Source organism: Micromonospora sp. RTP1Z1 (genome assembly GCF_033804685.1).
Taxonomy (GTDB): domain Bacteria; phylum Actinomycetota; class Actinomycetes; order Mycobacteriales; family Micromonosporaceae; genus Micromonospora.
The window spans coordinates 148,064-170,643 of record NZ_JAPFQV010000002.1 but is presented as its reverse complement, the minus strand read 5'-3'; the positions used below and the strand labels follow the sequence as shown (position 1 = coordinate 170,643).

21 protein-coding genes and 1 pseudogene are annotated in these 22,580 nt (G+C 72.9%); 11 read left to right on the top strand and 11 right to left on the bottom strand.

The window, feature by feature from the left end; all coding sequences use genetic code 11:
- Nucleotides 1-94: 94 nt before the first annotated feature.
- Nucleotides 95-1,066, top strand: coding sequence for a cytochrome c oxidase subunit II (coxB, locus tag SLP03_RS02195; RefSeq protein WP_319458774.1), 972 nt, complete (start codon nucleotides 95-97; stop codon nucleotides 1,064-1,066).
- A gap of 10 nt (nucleotides 1,067-1,076) precedes the next feature.
- Complete coding sequence (locus SLP03_RS02190; RefSeq protein WP_319458773.1) at nucleotides 1,077-1,502, top strand: cytochrome c oxidase subunit 4; 426 nt, start codon at nucleotides 1,077-1,079, stop codon at nucleotides 1,500-1,502.
- A 149-nt stretch (nucleotides 1,503-1,651) separates the two neighbouring features.
- On the opposite strand, the gene SLP03_RS02185 is transcribed toward SLP03_RS02190, so the two are convergent.
- The 4 genes from SLP03_RS02185 to SLP03_RS02170 form a co-directional block, all read right to left on the bottom strand.
- Nucleotides 1,652-1,855, bottom strand: a complete 204-nt coding sequence (locus SLP03_RS02185; RefSeq protein ID WP_319458772.1) for a hypothetical protein — start codon at nucleotides 1,853-1,855, stop codon at nucleotides 1,652-1,654.
- A 122-nt stretch (nucleotides 1,856-1,977) separates the two neighbouring features.
- Nucleotides 1,978-3,024, bottom strand: coding sequence for an anthranilate phosphoribosyltransferase (trpD, locus tag SLP03_RS02180; RefSeq protein ID WP_319458771.1), 1,047 nt, complete (start codon nucleotides 3,022-3,024; stop codon nucleotides 1,978-1,980).
- A gap of 85 nt (nucleotides 3,025-3,109) precedes the next feature.
- A complete protein-coding gene (locus tag SLP03_RS02175; RefSeq protein WP_319458770.1) occupies nucleotides 3,110-3,508 on the bottom strand; it encodes a hypothetical protein in 399 nt (132 codons plus the stop codon).
- 105 nt (nucleotides 3,509-3,613) lie between these two features.
- Nucleotides 3,614-4,567: a cytochrome c oxidase assembly protein gene (locus tag SLP03_RS02170; RefSeq protein WP_319458769.1), complete on the bottom strand. Its 954-nt coding sequence runs from the start codon at nucleotides 4,565-4,567 to the stop codon at nucleotides 3,614-3,616.
- A gap of 108 nt (nucleotides 4,568-4,675) precedes the next feature.
- Between SLP03_RS02170 and SLP03_RS02165 the strand changes: the two genes are divergently transcribed.
- The 5 genes from SLP03_RS02165 (at nucleotide 4,676) to SLP03_RS02145 (ending at nucleotide 9,879) form a co-directional block, all read left to right on the top strand.
- Nucleotides 4,676-5,275 (top strand): heme-copper oxidase subunit III, encoded by a 600-nt coding sequence (locus SLP03_RS02165; RefSeq protein ID WP_319458768.1) that lies wholly within the window; start codon nucleotides 4,676-4,678, stop codon nucleotides 5,273-5,275.
- A gap of 72 nt (nucleotides 5,276-5,347) precedes the next feature.
- Nucleotides 5,348-6,181, top strand: a complete 834-nt coding sequence (locus SLP03_RS02160; RefSeq protein WP_319458767.1) for a cytochrome c — start codon at nucleotides 5,348-5,350, stop codon at nucleotides 6,179-6,181.
- 67 nt (nucleotides 6,182-6,248) lie between these two features.
- On the top strand, nucleotides 6,249-7,337 hold the full coding sequence (locus tag SLP03_RS02155; RefSeq protein ID WP_319458766.1) for a ubiquinol-cytochrome c reductase iron-sulfur subunit: 1,089 nt from the start codon (nucleotides 6,249-6,251) through the stop codon (nucleotides 7,335-7,337).
- Nucleotides 7,334-8,962 carry a cytochrome bc complex cytochrome b subunit gene (locus SLP03_RS02150; RefSeq protein ID WP_319458765.1) on the top strand — a complete coding sequence of 543 codons (1,629 nt, stop codon included), beginning with the start codon at nucleotides 7,334-7,336 and terminating at the stop codon, nucleotides 8,960-8,962. Before SLP03_RS02155 ends, SLP03_RS02150 begins: the two co-directional genes overlap by 4 nt.
- Before the next feature lie 194 nt (nucleotides 8,963-9,156).
- Nucleotides 9,157-9,879, top strand: a complete 723-nt coding sequence (locus tag SLP03_RS02145) for a DUF4142 domain-containing protein (protein WP_319458764.1) — start codon at nucleotides 9,157-9,159, stop codon at nucleotides 9,877-9,879.
- 57 nt (nucleotides 9,880-9,936) lie between these two features.
- Here SLP03_RS02145 and SLP03_RS02140 read toward each other — a convergent pair whose 3' ends face one another.
- The 5 genes and pseudogenes from SLP03_RS02140 to SLP03_RS02120 all read right to left on the bottom strand — a co-directional run bounded on the left by SLP03_RS02140 (nucleotide 9,937) and on the right by SLP03_RS02120 (nucleotide 15,483).
- Nucleotides 9,937-10,224: an Lrp/AsnC ligand binding domain-containing protein gene (locus SLP03_RS02140; RefSeq protein WP_319458763.1), complete on the bottom strand. Its 288-nt coding sequence runs from the start codon at nucleotides 10,222-10,224 to the stop codon at nucleotides 9,937-9,939.
- Nucleotides 10,225-10,304: 80 nt separating this feature from the next.
- Entirely contained in the window at nucleotides 10,305-11,129 is an 825-nt protein-coding gene (locus SLP03_RS02135; RefSeq protein WP_319458806.1) for a nucleotidyltransferase family protein, read from the bottom strand.
- Nucleotides 11,130-11,218: 89 nt separating this feature from the next.
- Nucleotides 11,219-11,758: an NUDIX hydrolase gene (locus SLP03_RS02130; protein WP_319458762.1), complete on the bottom strand. Its 540-nt coding sequence runs from the start codon at nucleotides 11,756-11,758 to the stop codon at nucleotides 11,219-11,221.
- Nucleotides 11,759-11,806: 48 nt separating this feature from the next.
- Nucleotides 11,807-13,597, bottom strand: coding sequence for a RelA/SpoT family protein (locus SLP03_RS02125; RefSeq protein ID WP_319458805.1), 1,791 nt, complete (start codon nucleotides 13,595-13,597; stop codon nucleotides 11,807-11,809).
- 127 nt (nucleotides 13,598-13,724) lie between these two features.
- Nucleotides 13,725-15,483: pseudogene (locus SLP03_RS02120) on the bottom strand (DEDD exonuclease domain-containing protein).
- Between the two features lie 76 nt (nucleotides 15,484-15,559).
- On the opposite strand from SLP03_RS02120, the gene SLP03_RS02115 reads away from it, so the two are divergent.
- The 4 genes from SLP03_RS02115 (at nucleotide 15,560) to SLP03_RS02100 (ending at nucleotide 19,917) form a co-directional block, all read left to right on the top strand.
- Complete coding sequence (locus SLP03_RS02115; protein ID WP_413644205.1) at nucleotides 15,560-17,071, top strand: NYN domain-containing protein; 1,512 nt, start codon at nucleotides 15,560-15,562, stop codon at nucleotides 17,069-17,071.
- Nucleotides 17,072-17,215: 144 nt separating this feature from the next.
- Entirely contained in the window at nucleotides 17,216-17,428 is a 213-nt protein-coding gene (locus tag SLP03_RS02110; protein ID WP_319458760.1) for a hypothetical protein, read from the top strand.
- 108 nt (nucleotides 17,429-17,536) lie between these two features.
- Nucleotides 17,537-18,796: a M48 family metallopeptidase gene (locus SLP03_RS02105; protein WP_319458759.1), complete on the top strand. Its 1,260-nt coding sequence runs from the start codon at nucleotides 17,537-17,539 to the stop codon at nucleotides 18,794-18,796.
- The gene (locus SLP03_RS02100) at nucleotides 18,793-19,917 is read left to right on the top strand and encodes a glycosyltransferase family 4 protein (RefSeq protein ID WP_319458758.1); all 1,125 of its coding nucleotides are present in this window, start codon (nucleotides 18,793-18,795) and stop codon (nucleotides 19,915-19,917) included. The genes SLP03_RS02105 and SLP03_RS02100 overlap by 4 nt, the downstream gene beginning before the upstream one ends.
- Before the next feature lie 81 nt (nucleotides 19,918-19,998).
- On the opposite strand, the gene SLP03_RS02095 is transcribed toward SLP03_RS02100, so the two are convergent.
- Nucleotides 19,999-21,666: a bifunctional diguanylate cyclase/phosphodiesterase gene (locus tag SLP03_RS02095; RefSeq protein ID WP_319458804.1), complete on the bottom strand. Its 1,668-nt coding sequence runs from the start codon at nucleotides 21,664-21,666 to the stop codon at nucleotides 19,999-20,001.
- Between the two features lie 82 nt (nucleotides 21,667-21,748).
- Nucleotides 21,749-22,561 carry an SAM-dependent methyltransferase gene (locus SLP03_RS02090; RefSeq protein WP_319458757.1) on the bottom strand — a complete coding sequence of 271 codons (813 nt, stop codon included), beginning with the start codon at nucleotides 22,559-22,561 and terminating at the stop codon, nucleotides 21,749-21,751.
- Nucleotides 22,562-22,580: the final 19 nt, after the last annotated feature.

Genomic DNA, 22,580 nt, shown 5'->3' with positions numbered 1-22,580 from the left:
GGCCCGTCATGGTCGAGTAATCTGCGACCGTCGGTGACGCCTTTGCCGTCGGTGCTGATGGAACCACCGCGGCGCGCTAGGGAGGCAGGACCAGGTGGTCGCAAGGAGTTCGGAGGTACGGCCGACGGCCGTACGGCACAGCGCTTCCCCAGGAGCCGGTGGGCGCCGGGGGCGCGGTGCTGGTCGACTCGCCGGGCTCGGTCTCGGCGGAGCGGCGCTGCTGGTTCTGCTCACCGGCTGCGACGTCGGCAAGACGTTCGACGGCTTCGGGTGGCCGCAGGGCGGCATCACCCCCGAGTCGCACCGGATGTACGACCTGTGGATCGCGTCCTGCATCGCGGCGCTCGCGGTCGGCGTTTTCGTCTGGGGCCTCATCTTCTGGTGCGTGATCCGCTACCGGAAGCGGGGCAACGAGCTGCCGGTGCAGACCCGCTACAACTTGCCGATGGAGTTCCTCTACACCATCGCGCCGATCCTGATCGTCTCCGTGCTCTTCTACTACACGGCGATCGTGCAGACCGGCGTGGACAAGACGTCGAAGAATCCGGACGTCACCGTCGAGGTCGTCGCCTTCAAGTGGAACTGGCAGTTCAACTACCGCGACGGCCAGGGCCGCGACGCCAACACCGTCGCCTCGGTCCTCGGCACCAGCGATGTCATCCCGGTGCTGGTCCTGCCGACCGGCAAGTCGATCCGGTTCGAGGAGCAGAGCCGCGACGTCATCCACTCCTTCTGGGTGCCGGAGCTGCTGTTCAAGCGGGACGTCATGCCGGGCAACATCCGCAACGTCTTCGAGGTCTCCAGCCTCGACCGGGAGGGCGCGTACGTCGGTCGCTGCGCCGAGCTGTGCGGCAGCTACCACGCCTTCATGAACTTCGAGCTGCGGGTCGTCTCGCCGGAGAAGTACGAGCAGTTCCTGGCGGCGAAGAAGGCCGGCAAGTCGACCCAGGAGGCACTCAAGGCGATCGGCGAGCCCGAGTACGCCACGAAGACCGAGCCGTACAACACCCGGCGCGACAAGAACAACTTCAACCCGGACAGCGCTCCGGTCGGCGCGGGAAGCTGAGGGATCCGGCATGAAGACCGAGTGGCGAATCTTCCTGGTCATCGCGACCTTCCTCTTCGGCGTCGCGATCCTCTACGGCGCCTGGACGTACGGCGAGGGCGGCCGGGTCGAGTGGGTCGGGACCGTGGCGCTGGTGCTGTCCTTCCTGCTCTGCTCGATGTGCGGTGGCTTCTTCTGGTTCGTCTCCCGCCGCATCGACCTGCGTCCGGAGGACCGGGCGGACGCCGAGATCGCCGACGGCGCGGGCGAGGTCGGCTTCTTCAGCCCGGGCAGCTACTGGCCGTTCGGGCTGGCGCTGGCCGCCGCGATCGCCGGCCTGGGTCTGGTCTTCTGGCAGTTCTGGCTGCTGGGCCTGGGGCTGGTGGCGGTCATCTTCGGCGCCTGCGGCCTGCTCTTCGAGTACTACACCGGCACCCGCCGGACCGCCGAGCACTGAGCTGACAACCTTCCGAAAGGCCCGCGTCCCCGGGGACGCGGGCCTTTCGCCTGTCCGTGACCAGCTCCGGACGGGCCTGGTTCTGCGCGAGGTCGGCGAGGTGGCACGACCCGGGGGTGGCCCCGGGCCGGGTGCCGGTGGGGCGTGGGTCAGGCCGCGCGGCGGTGGGTGAAGGGCCGGCGCCGGCTGTCCAGGCGCGGGGCGCGGAAGCTGAACGTGGCGATCAGCACGGCGGCGCCGCAGCCGGTGCAGGCCAGCTCGGGGCAGTCCACGCCGTGGCGGTCGACGCAGGGCGGGGCCTCGAACGGCTGAACGCCCTCGCACGTGTCGCAGTAGAGCTCGCGGTCCGACACGGGCGTCTCCTCTCGCTCCGGTGCCCGCCGAGGGCAGGTCCGCCATCGACGGAGAACGGAAAATTACTCCGGTGTAGTTTGGCACGCGGGTCCGACACGTCCGTCTCGGACCCGGCGGCAGGTCAGAGCGAGCGGGCGACCTTGAGCCAGCGGTCGAGCGCGCCGGCGGCGGCGCCGGAGTCGATGGACTCGGCGGCCCGGGACATCCCCGCCCGCAGCGCCTCGGTCAGGTCCCCGTCCAGCGGCCCCTGGGTCGCCAGCGCCGCGGCGGCGTTCACCAGCACGGCGTCGCGGACCGGGCCGGCCTCGCCGGCCAGCAACCGCCGGGCCACATCGGCGTTGTACGCCGCGTCCCCGCCCCGCAGATCGGCCAGGGTGGCCCGGGGTACCCCGAGGTCGGTGGCGTCCAGCAGCGCCTCTCGCACGGCGCCCTGCTGGGCCACCCAGACGCGGGTCGGCGCGGCGGTGGTGAACTCGTCCAGCCCGTCCTCGCCGCGCATCACGATCACCGAGTCGCCCCGGGCGGCGAAGACCGCCGCCATCACCGGGGCCATCCGCAGGTCGAAACAGCCGACCGCGCCGGCCCGCGGCCGGGCCGGATTGGTCAGCGGGCCGAGGAAGTTGAACGCGGTGGGCACGCCGATCTCCCGCCGGACCGGCCCGGTGTGCCGCATCCCGGGGTGGAACCGGGCCGCGAAGCAGAAGCCGATGCCCGCCTCGGCCACGCACCGGGCGACCTGCTCGGGGGTCAGGTCCAGTGGTACGCCGAGGAACTCCAGCAGGTCGGCGGTGCCGCAGGAGGACGAGGCGGCGCGGTTGCCGTGCTTGACGACGGGTACGCCGGCGCCGGCCACCACCAGCGCGGCCATGGTCGAGATGTTCACCGTGTGGGCGAGGTCACCACCGGTCCCCACCACGTCCAGCGCGCCGGCGCGCAGCTCCTCCGGCAGCTCCACCGCGACCGCCCGGGTCAGCATCGCCTCGACCAGGCCGGCCAGCTCCGACGGGGTCTCGCCCTTGGTCCGCAGCGCCACCGCGAAGCCGGCGATCTGGGCCGGGGTGGCCGAGCCGGCCATGATCTCGCCCATCGCCCAGGCGGTGTCGGCGGTGGAGAGCTCCTCGCCGCGCAGCAGCGCGTTGAGCAGCAGCGGCCAGGTCCGTTCGCCCATGGCGGGCCTCCCGAGCGGGCGTGGAGATGCGGGTGAGGAACGAGGTCGGCGCCACGGCCGCGATGCCGTGGCGCCGAGGGGTCGGTCAGGCCGCGGCGTGCGTACGCCGCAGCAGCTCGGCGACGGTGGTGCCGGGGGTCACCGGGTCGAGCGGGTGCAGCAGCGTCGCGTCGGCCTCGGCGTACGCGGCCAGCCAGCGGTCGGCCGCCCGGGCGATCACCACGCAGGTCGGCGGGGCGTCGTCCCGGTCGTCCTTGATCTGTCGGGCGATGCCGATGCCGCCGCCCGGGCTGGCCTCGCCGTCGAGCAGGAGCAGGTCGATCTCGTAGTCGTCGACCAGCCGGACGCACGCGGCGTAGTCGGAGGCCTCGACGAACTCGATCTGGAGCCCCGGCGCGGGCCGGGTGCCGACGGCCAGCCGCATCCGGTCGCGGACCTCGGGGTCGTCGCTGTAGAGCAGGACGGTGCAAAGACGATCGCTCATCGCTGGCTTGGCTCCCACCTCGTAGCTGCCCGCTGATCGTAGCGGTCGTCACATCGGGCCGGACGGCCCGCCCTGGCGGCCGCCGGGCGTACCGCCCGGGAACGGTCAGGCGGGTGATTCCGCGGCGCGTTGCAGCGCCTCCTGGCGGTCCAGCTCGCGGTCCACCCGGCGGGCCTCCCGCTCGGACTGCTTCACCCACTGGACGACCAGCACCGCCAGCATGGTGATGCTGACGAACTCGCCGCCGGCCCAGAGGATGCCGCCGGCGACCACCTGGTCGTTCCAGGGGTCCGACCAGCTCAGGTGCAGCGACGGGTACCAGTCACCGCCGAAGAGCGTGGTGCTCTGCATGATGGTCAGCCCGAGCACGGTGTGGAACGGCACCGAGAGCAGCATCAGCAGCGCCCGGGCCGGGTACGGCCAGCGGCCGGGGAGCGGGTCCAGCCCGAGCAGCGGCCAGAAGAACACGCAGCCGGTCATGATGAAGTGCGCGTGCACCAGCTCGTGCGCCCACCCGTGCTGCAGGGTGTAGCGGTACAGGTCGCTGAAGTACAGCGCGAACGGGTTCGCCACGAAGATGGCGAACGCCACCAGCGGGAAGCTGTAGATCCGCGCGATCCGGCTGTGCACCACCGCGAGCAGCCGCTTGCGCGGGCGGACCGGCAGGGTGCGCAGGGCGAGCGTCACCGGTGCGCCGAGGGCCAGGAAGATCGGCGCCACCATCGACAGCACCATGTGCTGGACCATGTGCACCGACAGCAGCGCGGTGTCGTACGCCTCGAGCCCGCTGGCGGTGACCAGCGCGATGCCGCCCAGGCCCGGGCCGAGGAAGCAGACCGAGCGGACGACCGGCCAGCGGTCGCCGCGCAGCCGCAGCCGGTACACGCCGTAGAGGTAGAGCCCGGCGGCGACGACCAGCCCGAGGGCGAGCCAGCTGTCCAGCCGGGTCTCGGTGAACACCCGGGCGACGGTGAAGGGTGGCGGGACGGCCTCGCCCCCCGCCGCGAGGGTCGACGGGGCGACCGAGGTGGCGGCGAAGATCGGATCGACGTGCAGCACGCTTTTCAGGGTAGGCCAGGCGAACCGGACCACCCCGGTCGGGCCACGGATGGCACAGGTTTGCCACCCCGCTGATCGTCGGTCCCGGTCAAGAGCAATAATGACCGCGTGACTGCGGCCCCAGCCATTGACAAGAGCCGGATCCACTCCCTGACCCGACCCAACATGGTCAGCGTCGGGACGATCGTGTGGCTCTCCAGCGAACTCATGTTCTTCGCGGCGCTGTTCGCGATGTACTTCTCCATCCGCGCTGCGGCGCCTGAGCAGTGGGAGAAGCACACCGAGATTCTGAACATCCCGTACGCGACCACCTTCACGGTGATCCTGGTGCTGTCCTCGGTGACCTGTCAGCTCGGTGTCTTCGCCGCGGAAAAGGGTGACGTCCACGCCCTGCGGCGCTGGTTCACGATCACCTTCGTGATGGGTCTGCTCTTCGTGCTCGGCCAGGCGAACGAGTACCGCAACCTGGTGCACGAGGGCGTGAAGATCAACGCAGACGGTTACGGGTCGATGTTCTACCTGACCACCGGCTTCCATGGTCTGCACGTGACCGGCGGCCTGATCGCCTTCATCATCTTCATGGTCCGCACCACCATGGGCCGGTTCACCCCGGCGCAGGCCACGTCGGCGATCGTCGTGTCGTACTACTGGCACTTCGTCGACGTCGTGTGGATCGGCCTCTACGCCATGATCTACTGGCTCCAGTGATCTTGGCGCGTCACGAACCGCGCCGCTGCTCCGTCCCCTGAGACAAGGTCCAACCGGTTAAGGACACAGGTCATGACTTCTGACAACGACCGCCGACGCGGTCTGCTCGCGCGCCTGCGCGGGCGGCCCGTGGCGCGCAGCAGGGGCCGCCGCCGGCTCGGCGCCGCGGTCCGGCTGATCGCCGCGCTGACGCTGGCCGGCGGCGCCTACACCGTCTTCGCCCCCGGCGTGCAGGCGCAGGAAAACCCGCCGCTGAGCGCCGCCGCCGGCGAGGGCAAGGCGCTGTTCGACGTGAGCTGTGTGACCTGTCACGGTCGCAACGCCCAGGGTGTCGAGGGACGCGGGCCGAGCCTGATCGGGGTCGGCTCGGCCTCGGTCGAGTTCCAGGTCGGCAGCGGTCGGATGCCGATGGCCCGGCAGGAAGCCCAGGCCGTTCGGAAGCCCCCGCAGTTCACCGACGAGCAGGTGCGTCAGCTCGGCCAGTACATCCAGGAGCTCGGCGGCGGCCCGCAGGTCCCGCAGGGCAACCTCCGTGCGGGCGCCGACCTGTCGGCCGGCGGTGAGCTGTTCCGGATCAACTGCTCGCAGTGCCACGCCTTCGGCGGCGGCGGCGGCGCCCTCTCCTCCGGCAAGTACGCGCCGAGCCTGAAGCCGGCGAGCGACCGGCAGATCTACGCCGCCATGCTGAGCGGCCCGCAGAACATGCCGGTCTTCGGCGACAACCAGCTGCGGCCGGAGCAGAAGGCCGACATCATCGCCTACATCCAGGAGTCCCTGAAGCACGACCAGGACCAGGGCGGTCTCAACCTCGGCCGGTACGGCCCGTCCACCGAGGGTCTGGCGGCCTTCCTGATCGGCATCGTCGCGCTGGTCTTCGCGAGCCTGTGGATTGCGGGCAAGTCGTGACCGAGCGGATCATTCGTTTCAGTGCTGTGGTGCCGGCCCCCGGCGCCGCCCGTAGCGAGGTGACGGCATGAGCACCCACACCGAGCACCAGGCCCCGCAGGGCCGGGAACCGCTCGACGTTAACGACCCCCGGCTCTCCCGGTTCGACATCGTCCGGGAAGGCGCCCGGCTGGACGACATCGAGATCGTCCACTACGAGCCGCAGGTCCTCCCCGGCACCAAGGCGGAGCGCCGGCTGACCCGTACGGTCGCTGGCATGTTCCTGCTGACCGGCCTGGCCGCGACCGCCTTCCTGGTCATCTACATCTGGTGGCCGTGGAAGTACGAGGCCGGCCGCGGCGGGGACAAGTACTACACCCCGCTGCTCGGCGTCACCCTCGGCGTCGCGCTCCTGGCCGTCGGTTTCGGCATCCTCACCTGGGGCAAGAAGTTGCTGCCCAAGGAGGTCTCGATCCAGGACCGGCACGACCAGCCCGGCTCGCCGGCGGAGCGCAAGATCACCGGCGAGACCATGCTCTACCTCGCCGACGAGATGGGTGTCCGGCGCCGGCCGCTGCTCGGCATCTCGCTGCTCGCCGGCCTCGCGCCGGTCGGCGCGGTCGTCGCGGCGCCGCTGGTCGGTGGTCTGATCTCCCAGCCACACAAGAACAACCAGATGTTCACCACCGGCTTCGCACTGCCCGAGGGCGGCAAGAAGATTCGGCTGGTCACCCAGGACGGCCGTCCGATCCGCCCGGCGGACGTCAGCGCGGGCGGCCAGATCACCGCCTTCCCCGGTATCAAGGACGGCGTGAGCAACAAGCACGCCGACTCGCCGACCCTGCTGATCCACCTGCGGGAGTCGGACGCCCAGAAGTCCCGGGAAGCCAACGCCCGGGTCGGCCACGGCGACTACATGTGGGGCAACTACGCGGCGTTCTCCAAGATCTGCACGCACGCCGGCTGCCCGGCTAGTCTTTACGAGCAGCAGACCAACCGGCTGCTCTGCCCATGCCACCAGTCGCAGTTCCTGATCACCGACAACGCCCGGCCCGTCTTCGGCCCCGCCAGCCGGCGGCTGCCGCAGCTACCGATCGAGGTCGACGAAGAGGGCTTCTTCGTGGCGAAGTCCGACTACACCGAAACCATCGGTCCCGACTTCTGGGAGCGGCCATGAAGCGCCGAAAGTTTGACGTAGCAGCGGTGCCGGGCAAAGCCGCCGGTGGAGTGGACGACCGCTTCCAGGTGGCCACCCCGCTGCGCAAGCTGCTCAACAAGGTCTTCCCGGACCACTGGTCCTTCCTGCTCGGCGAGATCGCGCTCTTCTCGTTCGTCGTGCTGCTGCTGACCGGTGTCTTCCTGACCTTCTTCTACGAGCCCGCGATGACCGAGGTCGTCTACGACGGCAGCTACGCCCCGCTGCGGGGCACGCCGATGTCGGCCGCGTACGCCTCCAGCCTGGACCTGTCGTTCGACGTCCGGGGCGGCCTGATCATGCGGCAGATGCACCACTGGGCGGCGCTGCTGTTCATGGCCGCGATCGTGGTGCACATGCTCCGGGTCTTCTTCACCGGCGCGTTCCGCAAGCCGCGTGAGACGAACTGGATCATCGGCTCGCTGCTGTTCTGGGTCGGCTTCCTGTCCGGCTTCACCGGCTACTCGCTGCCGGACGACGGCCTCTCCGGCACAGGTCTGCGGATCGCCTCCGGCATCATCCTCTCCATCCCGGTGATCGGCTCCTGGGTCAGCTCGTCGGTCTTCGGCGGGGAGTTCCCGGGCGAGATCATCATCAGCCGGTTCTTCATCGCCCACGTGCTGCTCATCCCGGGCCTGCTGGTGGCGCTGATCAGCGTCCACCTGGGCCTGGTCTTCAAGCAGAAGCACACCCAGTGGGCCGGCCCCGGCCGGACCAACGAGAACGTGGTCGGCGAGCGGATGTTCCCGCGCTACGCGCTCAAGCAGGGCGGCTTCTTCATGGTCGTCTTCGGCGTGATCGCGCTGATGGGTGGCCTCTTCCAGATCAACCCGATCTGGTACTTCGGCCCGTACGAGGCGTGGGTGGTCTCGGCCGCCAGCCAGCCCGACTGGTACGTCATGTTCCTCGACGGTTCGACCCGCCTCATGCCGGCTTGGCAGATCAACATCCCGATCGGCGACGGGTACGTCATCCCGCCGCTGTTCTGGCCGACGGTCGTGCTGCCGGGCATCCTGGTGGGCCTGTCGACGATGTACCCGTTCGTGGAGGCGCGCCGCCTCAAGGACCACAAGCACCACAACCTGCTCCAGCGGCCCCGGGACGTCCCGGCCCGGACCGCGGTCGGCGCGATGGCGGTGTCCTTCTACGTCGTGCTGACCCTCTCCGGTGCCAACGACGTCATCGCCGACAAGTTCCACATCAGCCTGAACGCGATGACCTGGGCGGGCCGGGTGGGTCTGCTGCTCGTCCCGCCGCTGGCCTACTACCTCACGTACCGGATGTGCCTCGGTCTCCAGCAGCACGACCGGGAGGTGCTGGCCCACGGCGTGGAGACCGGCATCATCAAGCGGCTGCCGGACGGCCGGTTCGTCGAGATCCACCAGCCGCTCACCGCGGTCGACGGCCACGACGGGCACGGCGAGCTGGACTACGTCGGCTGGGTCGTACCGAAGAAGATGAACCGGCTCGGTGCCCTCGGCCCGGCGATCCGGGGCTTCTTCTACCCGATCGAGAAGCCGGCCGAGGCGCCGGTCTCGCCGGGGCACCCGCCGGTCGAGCCCCGACCGGAGCGGGAGGAGATCGGCAGCGGCGAGAGCCGTCGCTGACCCGCCCGACACGCCCGACCGTGGCGCCCGCCGGATCTCCGGCGGGCGCCACGGTCGTTTTCGGAACCTGCCGATCCGGTCATCGGTGGCCTTATCGCCCGTCGCCCTCCGGCCCGTCCACGGACGGGTGGAATCGCAGGAATAACCCCGGCCAGCCGGGTATCCGTGCGGTCCAACGAAAAAGGGGGGGAAACATGTTGGGTATCAAACGCCTCGGACTGCTGGCCGCCGTGGTGGTGGTCGGGCTGGCGCCCGCGACGGCGGCGCAGGCCGCGGCGCAGCCGTCCACGCAGGACACCCAGTACCTGCAGGCGTTGCACCAGGTCAACCTGACGGAGATCGTCACGGGCAACCTGGCGCAGCAGAAGGGCCAGAACCAGCAGGTCAAGGACCTCGGCAAGCAGTTCGTGACGGACCACACCCAGCTGGACCAGACGGTGCAGACCACCGCTCAGCAGCTGAACGTGCAGTTGCCATCCCAGCCCACCACCGACCAGCAGAAGGTGATCGACAGGCTCAACAACCTCAGCGGCGCCGAGTTCGACAAGGAGTGGGTGACCGCCGAGTTGGCCGGCAACGTCCAGGCCATCCAGGCCACCCAGACGGAGATCTCGCAGGGTTCCGAGCCGTCGGTGGTACAGCTGGCCCAGGACGCCCTGCCGGTCCTGCAGGCCCACGTCGACGCGCTGTCGGCCCTGGCCCAGACGCTGGGCGTACCGATCCCGCAGACCAGTGCCAGCGGCACGCCCAGCCCGGGCGGCAGCGGCACGCCCGGCCCGAGCGGCAGCGGCACGCCCAGCCCGGGCGGCAGCGGGACGCCGGCTCCGGGCGGTACCGAATCCCCGGCTCCGGGCGGTACGACGACCGAGTCCCCGGCCCCGGGCACCACTGAGACGCCGGCTCCGGGCAACAGCTGACGTCGCACAGCCGATGGTGGCCGGTCCGTCCTCCGGGGCGGGCCGGCCGCCGCGCGTTCAGTCGGCGTTGGCCAGCCCGATCGCGAATGCCTCCTCCAGGTCGTGCTGGGAGTACGCCCGGAAGGCGATGTGCGACTCGGTGTTGAGCACACCGGGGACCTTGGAGATGCTGCCGGCGATGACCTGGGCGATCTGCTCGAACTCGCGGACCCGGATCATCGCGATCAGGTCGACGTGGCCGGCCACCGAGTAGACCTCGCTGACGCCGGGAAGGTTGGCCAGGGTCTCGGCGACCTCGGGGATGGAGTCGGTGGCGCAGTCGATCAGCACGATCGCGGTGATCACGGGACATTTCTCCGTTCGTCGACGTCGTGGCCCATGCTAAAGGCTTCCTTCGGCCGGCCGTCCCCGGCTCGTCGATCGGGCTACCGCGGAGCCGCCGGGACGGTGACGCCGTCGGCGCGTACGGCGTCGGTGAGGCGCTCGCCGGCGGCGACCGTCGCGCCGGGCCAGAGCACCGCCCGGGTCACGTCGCCGCGCACGACCGCGTCCGCGCCGACCACCGCCCGCTCCACCCGGCCGGTCACCGTCGCGGTCGGGTCGACCAGGCTCCCGCCCCCCGCCGCGTGCAGGTTGGCCGCGAGGTAGTCGGCCGGTGTCCCGGTGTCGTAGAAGGTCCCCCGGTACGGCACCACCGCCAGCGCGCCGGCCGCCTCCGCCGGCCGCCAGACCGCCCGGACCAGGTCGCCGAAGGTGGGCGGGAGGTCGCGGACCAGCCGCCAGGGCAGCAGCGAGAAACCGGCGAAGCGGTGGCCGCTGAAGGTCCCGGGCGCCGCCGGGTCGTCGGCTGGCTGACCGAGCAGCCGTACGCTCCGCCCGTCCCAGCCGTCCAGCAGCGCGGCGATGTCCGGCCCGGGTGGGGCCAGCGGGTCGGCCAGGTACGCGTCGGCGTTGCCGACCAGCACGCCCCGGCCGGCGATCCAGCCCCGCAGGTTGCCCACCCCGCCGGCGGTGCCGAGCGGGTCGCCCGGCTCGACCGACAGGTGGGCTCGTGCCCCGACGTGGTCGGCCACCTGGCCGCCCAGGTAGCAGGCGTTCACCGCGACCCGGTCCGGGCCGGCGAGACCGAGCCCGGCCAGCCGGGCCAGGGCCCGGTCCAGCAGTGGCAGGTTCCCGACCGGGCAGAGCGCCTTGGGTAGCCGCTCGGTCAGTGGTCGCAGCCGGGTGCCCTCGCCCGCGGCGAGCACCACCGCGCACACCTCGACCTCCGCCCGCCAGCCAGTGCCGGGTGGTCCGGCCCGGTGGTGAAAGGCGGGACCGTCGGCCGGTCCGGCCCCGGTCACGCTCCCAGCGGGGCGGCCGGCGGGACCTGCCCGGCCTGTGGGCCGATGCCGTAGCGGCCGAGCAGGTTGGCGGTGGCCCGGCTCAGCCGGGGCAGGTCGTCCAGCGGGTGCCAGGCCGCCTCGAAGACCTCGGCGCCGTCCACCACCAGCTCGGTGGTCGACGCCGGGACCTCCACCTCGAAGACCACGTCCACCCAGCCCTTGGCGTGCACCACCGCGTTCGGCACGGCCGGGCGGAGCCGGTCCGGGGAGAGCCGGATGCCGGACTCCTCGAACAGCTCCCGGGCCGCGCCGACCACCGGCGCCTCGCCGCGCTGCAGCAGCCCCGCCGGGAGCGTCCAGCTGTGGCCGGGCGGCTGGCGCAGTAGCAGCAGCCGGCCGGACCCCGTCGCGTCGGCGTCCCGGACCAGGGTGACCGCGCCGACGATGTACTTCGGCACGGCGAGCCGGACCAACCGGCGGCGCAGCGGGACGGGGAGCCGGTAGAAGATCTGGTAGCCGAGGGCCCGTCCGGTGGCACGCGCGCGGGGGATCATGCCTCCAGGCTAGTGGCCGCCCGGTCCCGCCGTGCGAGCGGCGTTCGGCTACTGGCGGTGGTCGACCAGGTCGATGAGTTGCCGGACCACCGCGTCCGGCTCGACCGCCCGGTCGAAGACGGCCACCAGCAGGGTCTCCAGGTCGGGATAGCCCAGTTCCTCCGACAGCCGCAGCAGCGGCAGGTCGCTGGCCAGCCCCCGGTCGTGCTTGCGCAGCGCCAGGCCGATCGTGGCGCGGCCGAGGCGTACCTTGTCGGCGATCGAGATGCCCGGCTCGGTGTGCCCGGCGAACCAGCGGTTGATCTGCATCTGGGCCTGCGGCGACTTGACGAAGTCGAGCCACTCCCGGCGCGGCCCCCGGGGCGCGGCGTCGGCCTCGAAGCCGCTCTCCGCGTCGGACTCGGTGAAGATCTCCACCACGTCGCCCTCCTTCAGCTCGGAGGAGAGCGGCGCCAGCCGGCCGTTGATGAGCGCCGCCAGGCAGTGGTCGCCGCGCTCGGCGCCCAGCTCGTACGCCAGGTCCACCGAAGTCGCGCCGGCGGGGAGGACCACCTGCCGGCCGTCGGCGACCACCTGGATCTGCGCCTCGGCCAGGTCGCAGCGCAGCGACTCGAGGAACTGCGCCGGGTCGACGGCCTCCTGCTCCCAGTCCAGCACCCGGCGCAGCCAGGCCAGCTCGTCGGCCCGGTCGGCCGTCCGGCCGGTGGTGCGCGGGAAGCGGTAGTGGGCGGCGACGCCGTACTCGGCGGCGCGGTGCATCTCCTCGGTCCGGATCAGCACCTCGACCGTGCGGTCCTGCGGCCCCCGGACGCTGGTGTGCAGCGACCGGTAGAGGTTGTTCTTCGGCGAGGCGATGAAGTCCTTGAAGCGGCCGGGCATCGGGCGCCACTGCCCGTGCACCGCGCCGAGCGCCGCGTAACAGTCGGTGGTCGGGCCCTCCACCACGATCGCGACGCGGGGCAGGTCGAACGGGGCGGCGTGACCGCCGGCCACCGTGTCCTTCCAGATCGAGTAGAGATGCCGCGGACGGGGGGAGACCTCGGCGTCCACCCGGTTGCGGCGCAACGCGGCCTTCGTCTTCGCCACCACGTCCTCGAGGTACGCGTCCCAGCCCGGCCGGTCGTGCACGTGTCGGGCGATCCGGGCGTGCTCGTCCGGCTCCAGGTGCAGGAGCACCACGTCGTCCAGCTCCCGTTTGAGGGTCTGGATGCCCAGCCGGTCGCAGAGCGGGATCAGCACCTCCTGGGTCTTGCGGGCGATGCGCTCCCGGGAGGCGGCGGACCGGACGCCGAGCGTACGCATGTTGTGCAGCCGGTCGGCCAGCTTGATGATCAGCACGCGGACGTCCTTGCCGGCCGCGATGATCATTTTGCGGACGGTCTCCGCCTCGGCGGCCTTGCCGTAGAACGCCTTGTCGAACTTGGTCACCCCGTCGACCAGGTGGGCCACCTCCCGGCCGAAGTCCTCCGCGAGGGCCTGAAGGGTGTAGCGGGTGTCCTCCACGGTGTCGTGCAGCAGCGCGGCGACCAGGGTGATGGTGTCCATGCCGAGGTCGGCGCAGATCTGCGCGACCGCCAGGGGATGGGTGATGTACGGCTCGCCGCTCTTGCGGAACTGGCCGCGGTGCATGTTCTCCGCGATGGTGTAGGCCCGGCGCAGCACGGAGGAGTCCGCGCTGGCGTGGATGTTCCGATGGGCGCGGACCAGCACGCTGACCGGGTCGGTGTCGCTGGTGGGCCAGGTGAGCAGGGAGCGCAACCGGCGGGTCAGCGGCAGCTCCCCGGGCTGGATCGGAAGGGCGCCACCCAGGGCGGCGCCGTGTCCGGCGTCGACGTCCACCTGGGACACCTCCTCACCCCGGCCCACGGTCGCTGTCACCGACGACCGGGAGCAGGCCCGCGAAACGGGCAGGACTGCACTTCTCCAACAGCCTAAGGGAGTCGACGTAGGCCGATCGGTCACTTGGTCATGAGCGTTCGGTCGAGAGTTGGTGGGACCCGCCGTTCTCCGCCCTGGCCAGCAGGTCCCGGAAGCGGCCCGCGCCGGTGACCGGCGAGGCCCAGCCGGAGGAGGCCTCCACCAGCCGGGTCTCCGCTCGCTCCAACCAGGACAGGATCCGTTCGGACTCCTCGGCGGAGGCCCGCGGGACCGGACCGTGGCCGGGCAGCACCGTCTCGGCGGTCGCCCGGATCGCCTCCAGGGTCGGTCGCGGGTGGACCCCCGGCGGGGACACCCCGGCGCCGGCCAGCCGACCGTGCCGGACCAGGGCCAGCTCCCACCCGCCGTGCGGGGCGCGCCGGGCGGCGGCCAGCTCGGCGACCCGGGTCAACCCGACCAGGCGTTGCATCCGCACCGTGGCGCGCAGCACCGCCGCCAGCCGGGACCGCACCACCGCCGCCTCCTCGTAGCGCTGGTCGCCGGCGAGCACCTCGATCCGGGCGAGCAGCGCGTCCACCACCACCTGCGGGTCGCTGGTGGTCGCGGTGCGGAACGGCGCGGCGGCGCGGTGGTCGTACTCCTCGGGGGTGACGCGATGCTCGCAGGGCGCCGGGCAGCGACCCAGCTCGGCCAGCACGCACGCCGGCATGGTGGTGCGCCGCGAGAGCCGGTGCGTGCACTGGCGCAGCGGTACGGCGTCGTGGAAGCCCGCGGCGGCCAGCTCGGCGGCCTGCTTGGACCGGAACGGCCCGAGGTACGCGGTGTCGGTGGGGGCGAGGTTCCGCACCACCGACAGCCGGGGGTACGCCTCATCGGTCAGCTTGAGCCAGACCATCCGCTCGGGGTACTTGGAGCGCCGGTTGTACGGCGGCGCGTGCGCGGCGATCAGCCGCAGCTCGCGGACCTCGGCCTCCAGGGAATGGGCGCACTCGACCGCCTCGACCCGCTCGGCGGCGGCGAGCATCTCGGAGATCCGGGCCCGCTTCTCCCCGGCGGTGAAGTAGCTGCGCACCCGGGTGGCGATGTCGCCGGAGGTGCCGACGTAGAGCGGGCGGTCGTCGGCGGCCCGGAAGATGTACACCCCGGGCACCTTCGGCAGCCCCTCCGCCAGGTGCCGCTTGCGACGCTGGGTCGGGGTGACCGCGCGGGCGAACTCGATCGCGTCGCCGACGGTTTCCACCCGGTGGCCGCCCAGCCTGGCGATCAGCCCGTGCAGCACGTCCACGGTCGCCTTGGCGTCGTCGAGCGCCCGGTGGGTCGGCTGGGTGGCGGTGCGGAAGTAGGCGGCCAGGGTGCCGAGCTTGCGGTTGGGCACCTCGTCCCGGGTGAGCACCCGGCGGGCCAGCGCCGCGGTGTCCAGCACCCGGGGGTTCGGCCAGCGGTAGCCGTGCTTGACGCAGGCCGCCTTGAGGAAGCCCACGTCGTAGGGGGCGTTGTGGGCGACCAGCACGGCGTCGTCGACGAACTCCAGGAAGCTCGGCAGCACCTGCTCGATCGGCGGCGCCGGGACGAGCATCGCCTGGGTGATCCCGGTCAGCACGGTGATGAACGGCGGGATCGGCACCCCCGGGTTGACCAGGGTGGCGAGCACCCCGAGCTGCTCGCCGCCGCGCACCTTCACCGCGCCGATCTCGGTGATCCCGCCGCCGTCCGGCGCGCCGCCGGTGGTTCTCCAGGTCGACCACCACGAAGGTGGTCGCGTACAGCAGTAGCGCGGGGTCCACCCCCGCGCCCGCCGTCCGGTCCAGCCCGGCCAGCGACTCCTGGACGTACTCCGCTCGTGCCACCCGCGGCACGCTAGCGGCCGGGTCCGACACTCCCGTCTCAACGGTCCCGGCAGTCACCATGGGTCTAGGATGAGAGATCGGCTCACTCGCTGGGCGCTGGGCCCGTTCGCGGTGGGAGACTTGCCACACGCCCCTCACCGAGCCGCACGACGACCACCTCCCCGAGGCGGGGCCGGTGGCTGCCGGGCAGGACGCCGGTGGGGGCGGCGCGGACGACTTCGCGTCCGGTCCGACCGAGGCCGAGCAGTCCCGACCGGGGGAGACCGGACCCACCCCGCCGGAGCCCGAGCCGACGCTGCCCGAGCCGGTCCGCCAGCGGATCGTGGCGCTCACCGCCGCGGTGCTGCCGGCGATGCCCACCGACGAGGTGCCCGTCCCGCTGCGCCGGGTGGCCAAGTTCGCCTCCAACCGCCGGGCCCGGCTGGGCGCACCGGCGATCGCCGCCCAGCTCACCGCCGATCCGCTGTTCCGGCAGCGGGTGACCGCGCGGGTGCTGGCCGACACCGGCGATCTCGGGACGGCCGTGGTCGAGGGGACCGCGCCGGCCGCCGCCGACCCGGTGGAGGTGGCCGCCCTGGCGTACCTCGCCCGGCCGCGCCGCTGGCGGGAGCTGATCGAGGCGAGCGGCGCCGCGGTACGGGCCGAGGCGGACAGCGCGGTGGTGGCGGAGCTGGTCCGCGAGGCCGAGCAGCGGGCCACCCGCGCCGAGCACGACCGGGCGGTGGCCCGGGTCGAGGCCGAGAAGCTCCGCGACGAGCTGGCCCGGGTCCGGGAGGAGCTGGGCCAGCTCCGCGAGGAGTCCCGACAGGTCAGCCGTACGCTGCGCGAGACCCAGGCCCGGGAGCGACGCGCCAACGAGCTGCTCGCCACCGAGCGCGGCCGGGCGGCCCGGGCCGCCGCGGACACCGAGGCGGAGCTGCGGCGGGCCCGCGCGCGGCTGGCCGAGGCGGAGTCGGCCGCCGGGGTCGCCCGGGCCAGCGCCAAGGAGGCCCGCTCGATCGACGACGCCCGGCTCTGGCTGCTGCTGGAGACCATCGGCCAGGCGGCGGTCGGGCTGCGTCGCGAGCGGGCCCTGGACCCGGTGGAGAAGCTGCCGGCCGACTTCGTCGCCGACGCCTTCGCCGACCAGTCGGCGACCACCCCGGCCGGCGCCGCCGCCCGGGCCCGGGACACCGACGACCCGGCCCGGCTGGACCAGCTGCTCGCCCTGCCCCGGGCCCACCTGGTCGTCGACGGCTACAACGTGACCAAGCGCGGCTTCGGCGAGATGTCCCTGGAGCAGCAGCGCAAGCGGCTGATCACCGGCCTGGGCGGGCTCGCCGCGCAGACCGGGGACGAGGTCACGGTGGTCTTCGACGGGGCCGAGCGGATGCACGGCCTGCCGCCCACGCCGAGGGGGGTGCGGGTGCTCTTCTCCCGCAAGGGGGAGACCGCCGACGAGTTGATCCGCCGGCTGGTCCGGGCCGAGCCCACCGGCCGGCCGGTGGTCGTGATCTCCTCCGACCGGGAGGTCGCCGACGGGGTACGCCGGCACGGCGCGTACCCGCTCGGCGCCGACTCGTTGCTGCGGCGGCTGGCCCGCTCCTGACGTCGCTTGATCGGATTCGGGGTGGCTGCGACCTCGTTGTCCGTTTCTGTCACACCCCTCGCCTAGCGTCGACGTGACCGACGGTGGTCGGGCGGCCACGACGCCGTCCGCCCGCCGCCGCCGCGAACGCGTCAGGAGGCGTTGATGCTCATCGACTGCGACAGGTGCGGGATCCGGGGCGCGGGCTGTTCCGGCTGCCTGGTGACCGCGCTGCTCGACACCGGCTCGCCGGCCGTCGACCTCGGCGCCCCCGAGCACCGGGCGATCGAGGTGTTCGCCCGCGCCGGCTTCGAGGTGGAGGTGCTGCCGCCGCCGGCCGCCCTGCCCCGCTCCCGACGCCGCCACCGGGCCGCCTGATCCGGTCGCGGGCACCCAAGCCGGTACGCCCGCGTCGGGCAATAGGATGGGCGCTCACGGCGGGAGGAGCGGTATGAAGCGGGTACGGCGCGGCGGCGGAGTGTGGCGGTGAGCCCGCGCGGCTGGGCGGTGCTGACCCTGGCCGGGCTGGCCGTCGCGCTGGTCGTCGCCGGGGCCCTGCTGATCCCCTGGAGTCGACCCCCGGCGCCCCGGGCCGACCAGCTCGCCGCGCTGCGGTCCCTCCCGGTCGACCAGGTGACCCGCGGCCGGGCCTTCCACGCCGCGCTGCGCCCCGGCGGGTACGGCGCGCTCGCCGTCGGCCTGGCGGTGGCCCTCCTGCTCGGGCTGACCCCGCTCGGCAGCCGCCTGGTGGAGCTGGCCGGCCGGCCGTTCGGCGGCCACTGGACCGCCCGGGCGGTCCTCGGCGGGCTGGCCGTGGTGCTCCTCGCCGACCTGCTCACCCTGCCCTTCGCCGCCTGGCGGCAGACCGTGCTGACCCGGTACGGGCTGAGCACCCAGGGCTGGGGCGGCTGGGCGGTCGATCTGCTCAAGTCGTACGCGGTCAGCGCGATCATCGGTGGGCTCGCGCTGCTCGGCTTCTACGCCGTCGTCCGGGTCGCCCCGCGCTGGTGGTGGGCGTTCGGCGCGGCCGGCGCGGCCGGGCTGGTGGTGCTGCTGTCGTTCGTGCTCCCGGTGCTGGTCGAGCCGGTGTTCAACCGGTTCACCCCGATGGAGCAGGGTCCGCTGCGCAGCGAGCTGATGACGCTGGCCACCCGGGACGGCGTGCCGGTGCGCGACGTGCTGGTCGCCGACGCGTCCCGGCGGACGAAGGCGGTCAACGCGTACGTCTCGGGGCTGGGGCCGACCCGGCGGGTGGTGGTCTACGACACCCTGCTGCGCGAGGCGACCCCGGCCGAGGTGACCAGTGTGGTCGCGCACGAGCTGGGGCACGCGAAGGACCGGGACGTCTGGGTCGGCACGCTGACCGGGGCGCTGGGCGCCGCCGCCGCGGTGGTCGCGCTCTACCTGATCGGCTCCTGGGCGCCGCTGCTGCGACTGGCCGGGGTCGACTCCGTGGCCGAGCCGCGCGCCTTTCCGCTCCTGATCGCGCTGGTCACGGTCGTCGGGTTGGTCGCCGCACCGGTCCAGGCGCTGGTCTCCCGACGGGTGGAGGCCCGGGCCGACGCGCACGCGCTCGCCCTGACCGGCGATCCCGCGACCTTCGAGGCGATGCAGCGCCGGCTGGCCGGGGTGAACCTGGCCGACCCCGACCCGCCCCGGTGGGAGTACCTCTGGTCGGCCTCGCACCCGTCCACCGTGGAGCGGATCGCCGCCGCCCGCGCCTATGCCAGGGAGAGCGGCCGATGAGCCGGACGTTGCTGGTCACCAACGACTTCCCGCCCCGCCCCGGCGGCATCCAGTCCTTCGTGCACAATCTCGCGGTGCGCCAGCCCGCCGGCTCGGTGGTGGTGTACGCGTCGAGCTGGCGGGGCGCCGAGAAGTTCGACGCCGATCAGCCCTTCGAGGTGGTTCGGGAACGCACCCGGGTGCTGCTGCCCACCCCGCTGATCGCCCGGCGCGCGGCGAAACTGGCCCGCGCGTACGACTGCGACACGGTCTGGTTCGGCGCGGCGGCCCCGCTGGGGCTGCTCGCGGCGGGGCTGCGCCGGCGGGCCGGGATCCGGCGGGCGGTGGCCCTGACCCACGGCCACGAGGTCGGCTGGGCGGCGCTGCCCGGTGCCCGCGCCGCGCTGCGCCGGATCGGCCGGGGCGTGGACGTCACCACCTACCTGGGGGAGTACACCCGGGCGCGGCTGGCCCGGGTGCTGGACGGGGTGACCGAGCTGCGCCGGCTTGCGCCCGGGGTGGACGTGGACACCTACCACCCGTCGGTCGACGGGGAGCCGGTGCGGGTCCGGCTGGGGCTGGCCGACCGGCCGGTGGTGGTCTGCGTGTCCCGGCTGGTGCCGCGCAAGGGGCAGGACATGCTGATCCGGGCGATGCCGGAGATCCGCCGGCGGGTGCCCGACGCCGCGCTGCTGATCGTCGGCGGGGGGCCCTACCGGGCGGCCCTGGAGAAGCTGGCCCGGCAGGTCGGCGTGGAGCGGGACGTGGTCTTCACCGGCTCGGTGCCGTCGGCGGAGCTGCCGGCGCACTACGCGGCCGGCGACGTGTACGCGATGCCGTGCCGCACCCGCAATCGCGGCCTGGACGTCGAGGGCCTGGGGATCGTCTACCTGGAGGCCAGCGCGACGGGGCTGCCGGTGGTGGCCGGCGACTCCGGCGGGGCGCCGGACGCCGTCCGCGAGGGGGAGACCGGCTACGTGGTCCGCGGTCGGGACGTCGCCCAGCTGGCCGACCGGGTGGCGACGCTGCTCGCCGACCGGGACCTGGCCCGTCAGCTCGGCGCGGCCGGCCGGGCCTGGGTGGAGCGGGAGTGGCGCTGGGAGACCCAGGCGCAGCGGATGGCCGCCCTGCTCGCCGGCTGACCTCCGTCCCACCGGCCCTGGCGGGCCCATCGTGTCGCGCCGTCGGGCCCCCAGGCGGGTTCCGGTGGGCGCGGCGGGAGCTCAGGCCAGGTGGGTGAGGACGCGGTCGGCGGGGGCCGGACGGCCGAAGTGCCAGCCCTGACCGGCGTCGCAGCCGATCGCCCGCAGCCGGTCGGCCTGGTCGGCGGTCTCCACGCCCTCGGCCGTGACGGTGAGGTCCAGGGCGTGCGCGAGGGACACCAGCGAGGCGAGGATCCGCTCGTCGGTACGGCTGCCCGGGTCGGTGGCCGGGGCGCGCAGTCCGGCCACGAACTCGCCGGCCACCTTCAGCTCGGTCACCGGCAGGTCCCGCAGGTAGGCGAGGTTGCAGTAGCCGGTGCCGAAGTCGTCGATGGCGATCCGCACCCCCAGATCGGCAAGCACCCGCAGGGCCCGCACCGGTTCCTCGACGGCGCTCATCATGGTGCTCTCGGTGATCTCCAGCTGGAGTCGTTCCGGGGGCAGCCCGGTCTGCCGGAGCACGCCCTGCACCTCCTGCACCAGGCCGGGGCGGTGCACCTGCCGGACGGCGAGGTTGACGCTGACGAACGGCGCGTCGTCGTGCCCCGCCGACCAGCGCTCCGCCTCCCGGCAGGCCTCGGCCAGCACCCAGCCACCGAGCCGGACGATCAGCCCGGTCTCCTCGGCCAGCCCGATGAAGCTATCCGGCCGGAGCACGCCCAGCTGGGGATGGCGCCAGCGGACCAGCGCCTCCATGCCGACCACCCGCCCGTCCCGCAGGGAGGTCAGGGGCTGGTAGTCCAGATAGAACTCGCCCCGGTCGAGGGCGGTGGGGATGGCCGCCGAGAGGGCGTACCGGGCCAGCTCGCGACGGTTGCGGTCAGCGTCGAACAGGGCCCAGCGGGCGCCGCCGGCCGCCTTGGCCCAGTGCAGCGTGCTGTCGGCGGCCCGCATCAGCTCCCCGGGCGAGGTGCCGGCCACCTGCCGCTCCACGATGCCGATGGTCGCCGACACGGTCAGCTCGTGTCCGTACACCAGGGCCGGTTCGCTCACCGCCGCGAGGGCCGCCTCGGCGACCTTGACCGCGTCGTCGGTGCAATCGGTCCGCTCGACCAGGATCACGAACTCGTCCCCGCCGAGCCGGGCCACCAGGTGCTCGCCGAGGACGCGGCGCAGTCGCTGCGCCACCGACACCAGCAGTGCGTCCCCGACCTGGTGTCCGAGGGAGTCGTTGACCACCTTGAACCGGTCCAGGTCGAGGAAGCAGACCCCGACCCGGTCGGCGCCCCGGCCGGGCTCGTCGATGGCGGCGGAGAGCCGCTCGGTGAACAGGGTGCGGTTGGGCAGGTCGGTGAGGGGGTCGTGGGTGGCCTGGTGCCGGAACCGGGCCTCGCTGTCCCGCAGCGCCCGTTCGGCCTGCGCCCGGGCCACCATCGCGGCCCGCCGGATGGACTCCTGCTCGTCCAGGGTCCGGTCGCGCAGCGCGCGGGCGTACCCGGTGGCCACGGTGGCCAGCAGCCGGGCCATCCGGTCCTCGACGTCGTCGGCGACCAGCCCGAGGTCGCGGACCAGGCGGAGCTGGATGACCTCGATGGTCCGGCCGAGCCCCTCCGCCGAGGCGATGTGCGCCGCCACCAGTTCGGCGCCGACCTGCTGACCGATCCGCAGGTCGAACGGCTCGGCCTGGATCGCCACGGCCAGCCGCTCGGTGAGCCGCTGCAGCAGCGCCTCCAGCTGGGCCTGGGTCATCGGCAGGTAGCTCGTCCCGGAGACCGCCTTGGCCCAGGCCCGGGCGAAGGTGCCGGGGCAGGTGCGGACCCCGGCGGCCCCGTCACCCACCGAGCCGCCCGACGCCGCCGATGAACACCGCCTGCTCCGCGTTCTCCGCCTGATCCGGGGACTCCGGACGCCACTGCGGCACCCAGACCACGCCCGGGTCGACCAGCTCGAAGCCGTCGAAGAGCGCGGTCAGCTCGGACCGGCTGCGGATCCAGAGCTGGTTGTCGGTGCGGCGGTAGACCCGCTCCGCCTCGGCCCGCTCACCGGTCTCGCCGCGACCGTCGTCGCTGGCCTGCGACATCACCAGGTAGCTCCCGGGCGCAAGGGCCGCCCGCAGCGTCCGCAGGATCTCCTCCGGCCGATCCTGGTACGGGATGAAATGCAGCACCGCCACGATCATCACCGCGACCGGCTGGGAGAAGTCCAGCAGCTTGGTGACCTCCGGATGAGCCAGGATCGCCGCCGGCCGGCGCAGGTCCTCCTGGATGACGGTGGTCCGGTCGTTGCCGTTGAGGATCTCCCGGCTGTGCGCCACCGCCACCGGGTCGACGTCGACGTAGATCACCCGCGACGCCGGGTCGATCCGCTGGGCGATCTCGTGCACGTTGCCGACGGTGGGGATGCCGGAGCCGATGTCGAGGAACTGGCGTACCCCGGCGTCGGCCAGGAACTGCACCGCGCGGCGGAGGAAGGCCCGGTTGGCCTGGGCCATCAGCGGGGCCTCCGGCACCGCTTCCACCATGGCCCGGGCCGCCGCCCGGTCGGCGGCGAAGTTGTGCGACCCGCCGAGGTAGTAGTCGTACATGCGGGCGACGCTGGGACGCTCGATGTCGATCGTGTCGGGTGCCCAGTCCGGCCGCTGCATGCCCCTGCCCCTTTTTGTC

Bases quoted from the DNA above. Each gene is read 5' to 3' on its own strand.
- SLP03_RS02100 (WP_319458758.1), top strand. From the start codon at position 18,793: ATGAGCCGGACGTTGCTGGTCACCAACGACTTCCCGCCCCGCCCCGGC.
- SLP03_RS02145 (WP_319458764.1), top strand. From the start codon at position 9,157: ATGTTGGGTATCAAACGCCTCGGACTGCTGGCCGCCGTGGTGGTGGTC.
- SLP03_RS02175 (WP_319458770.1), bottom strand. From the start codon at position 3,508: ATGAGCGATCGTCTTTGCACCGTCCTGCTCTACAGCGACGACCCCGAG.
- SLP03_RS02130 (WP_319458762.1), bottom strand. From the start codon at position 11,758: ATGATCCCCCGCGCGCGTGCCACCGGACGGGCCCTCGGCTACCAGATC.
- SLP03_RS02110 (WP_319458760.1), top strand. From the start codon at position 17,216: ATGCTCATCGACTGCGACAGGTGCGGGATCCGGGGCGCGGGCTGTTCC.
- trpD (WP_319458771.1), bottom strand. From the start codon at position 3,024: ATGGGCGAACGGACCTGGCCGCTGCTGCTCAACGCGCTGCTGCGCGGC.
- SLP03_RS02090 (WP_319458757.1), bottom strand. From the start codon at position 22,561: ATGCAGCGGCCGGACTGGGCACCCGACACGATCGACATCGAGCGTCCC.
- SLP03_RS02095 (WP_319458804.1), bottom strand. From the start codon at position 21,666: ATGACCCAGGCCCAGCTGGAGGCGCTGCTGCAGCGGCTCACCGAGCGG.
- SLP03_RS02160 (WP_319458767.1), top strand. From the start codon at position 5,348: ATGACTTCTGACAACGACCGCCGACGCGGTCTGCTCGCGCGCCTGCGC.
- SLP03_RS02150 (WP_319458765.1), top strand. From the start codon at position 7,334: ATGAAGCGCCGAAAGTTTGACGTAGCAGCGGTGCCGGGCAAAGCCGCC.
- SLP03_RS02155 (WP_319458766.1), top strand. From the start codon at position 6,249: ATGAGCACCCACACCGAGCACCAGGCCCCGCAGGGCCGGGAACCGCTC.
- SLP03_RS02190 (WP_319458773.1), top strand. From the start codon at position 1,077: ATGAAGACCGAGTGGCGAATCTTCCTGGTCATCGCGACCTTCCTCTTC.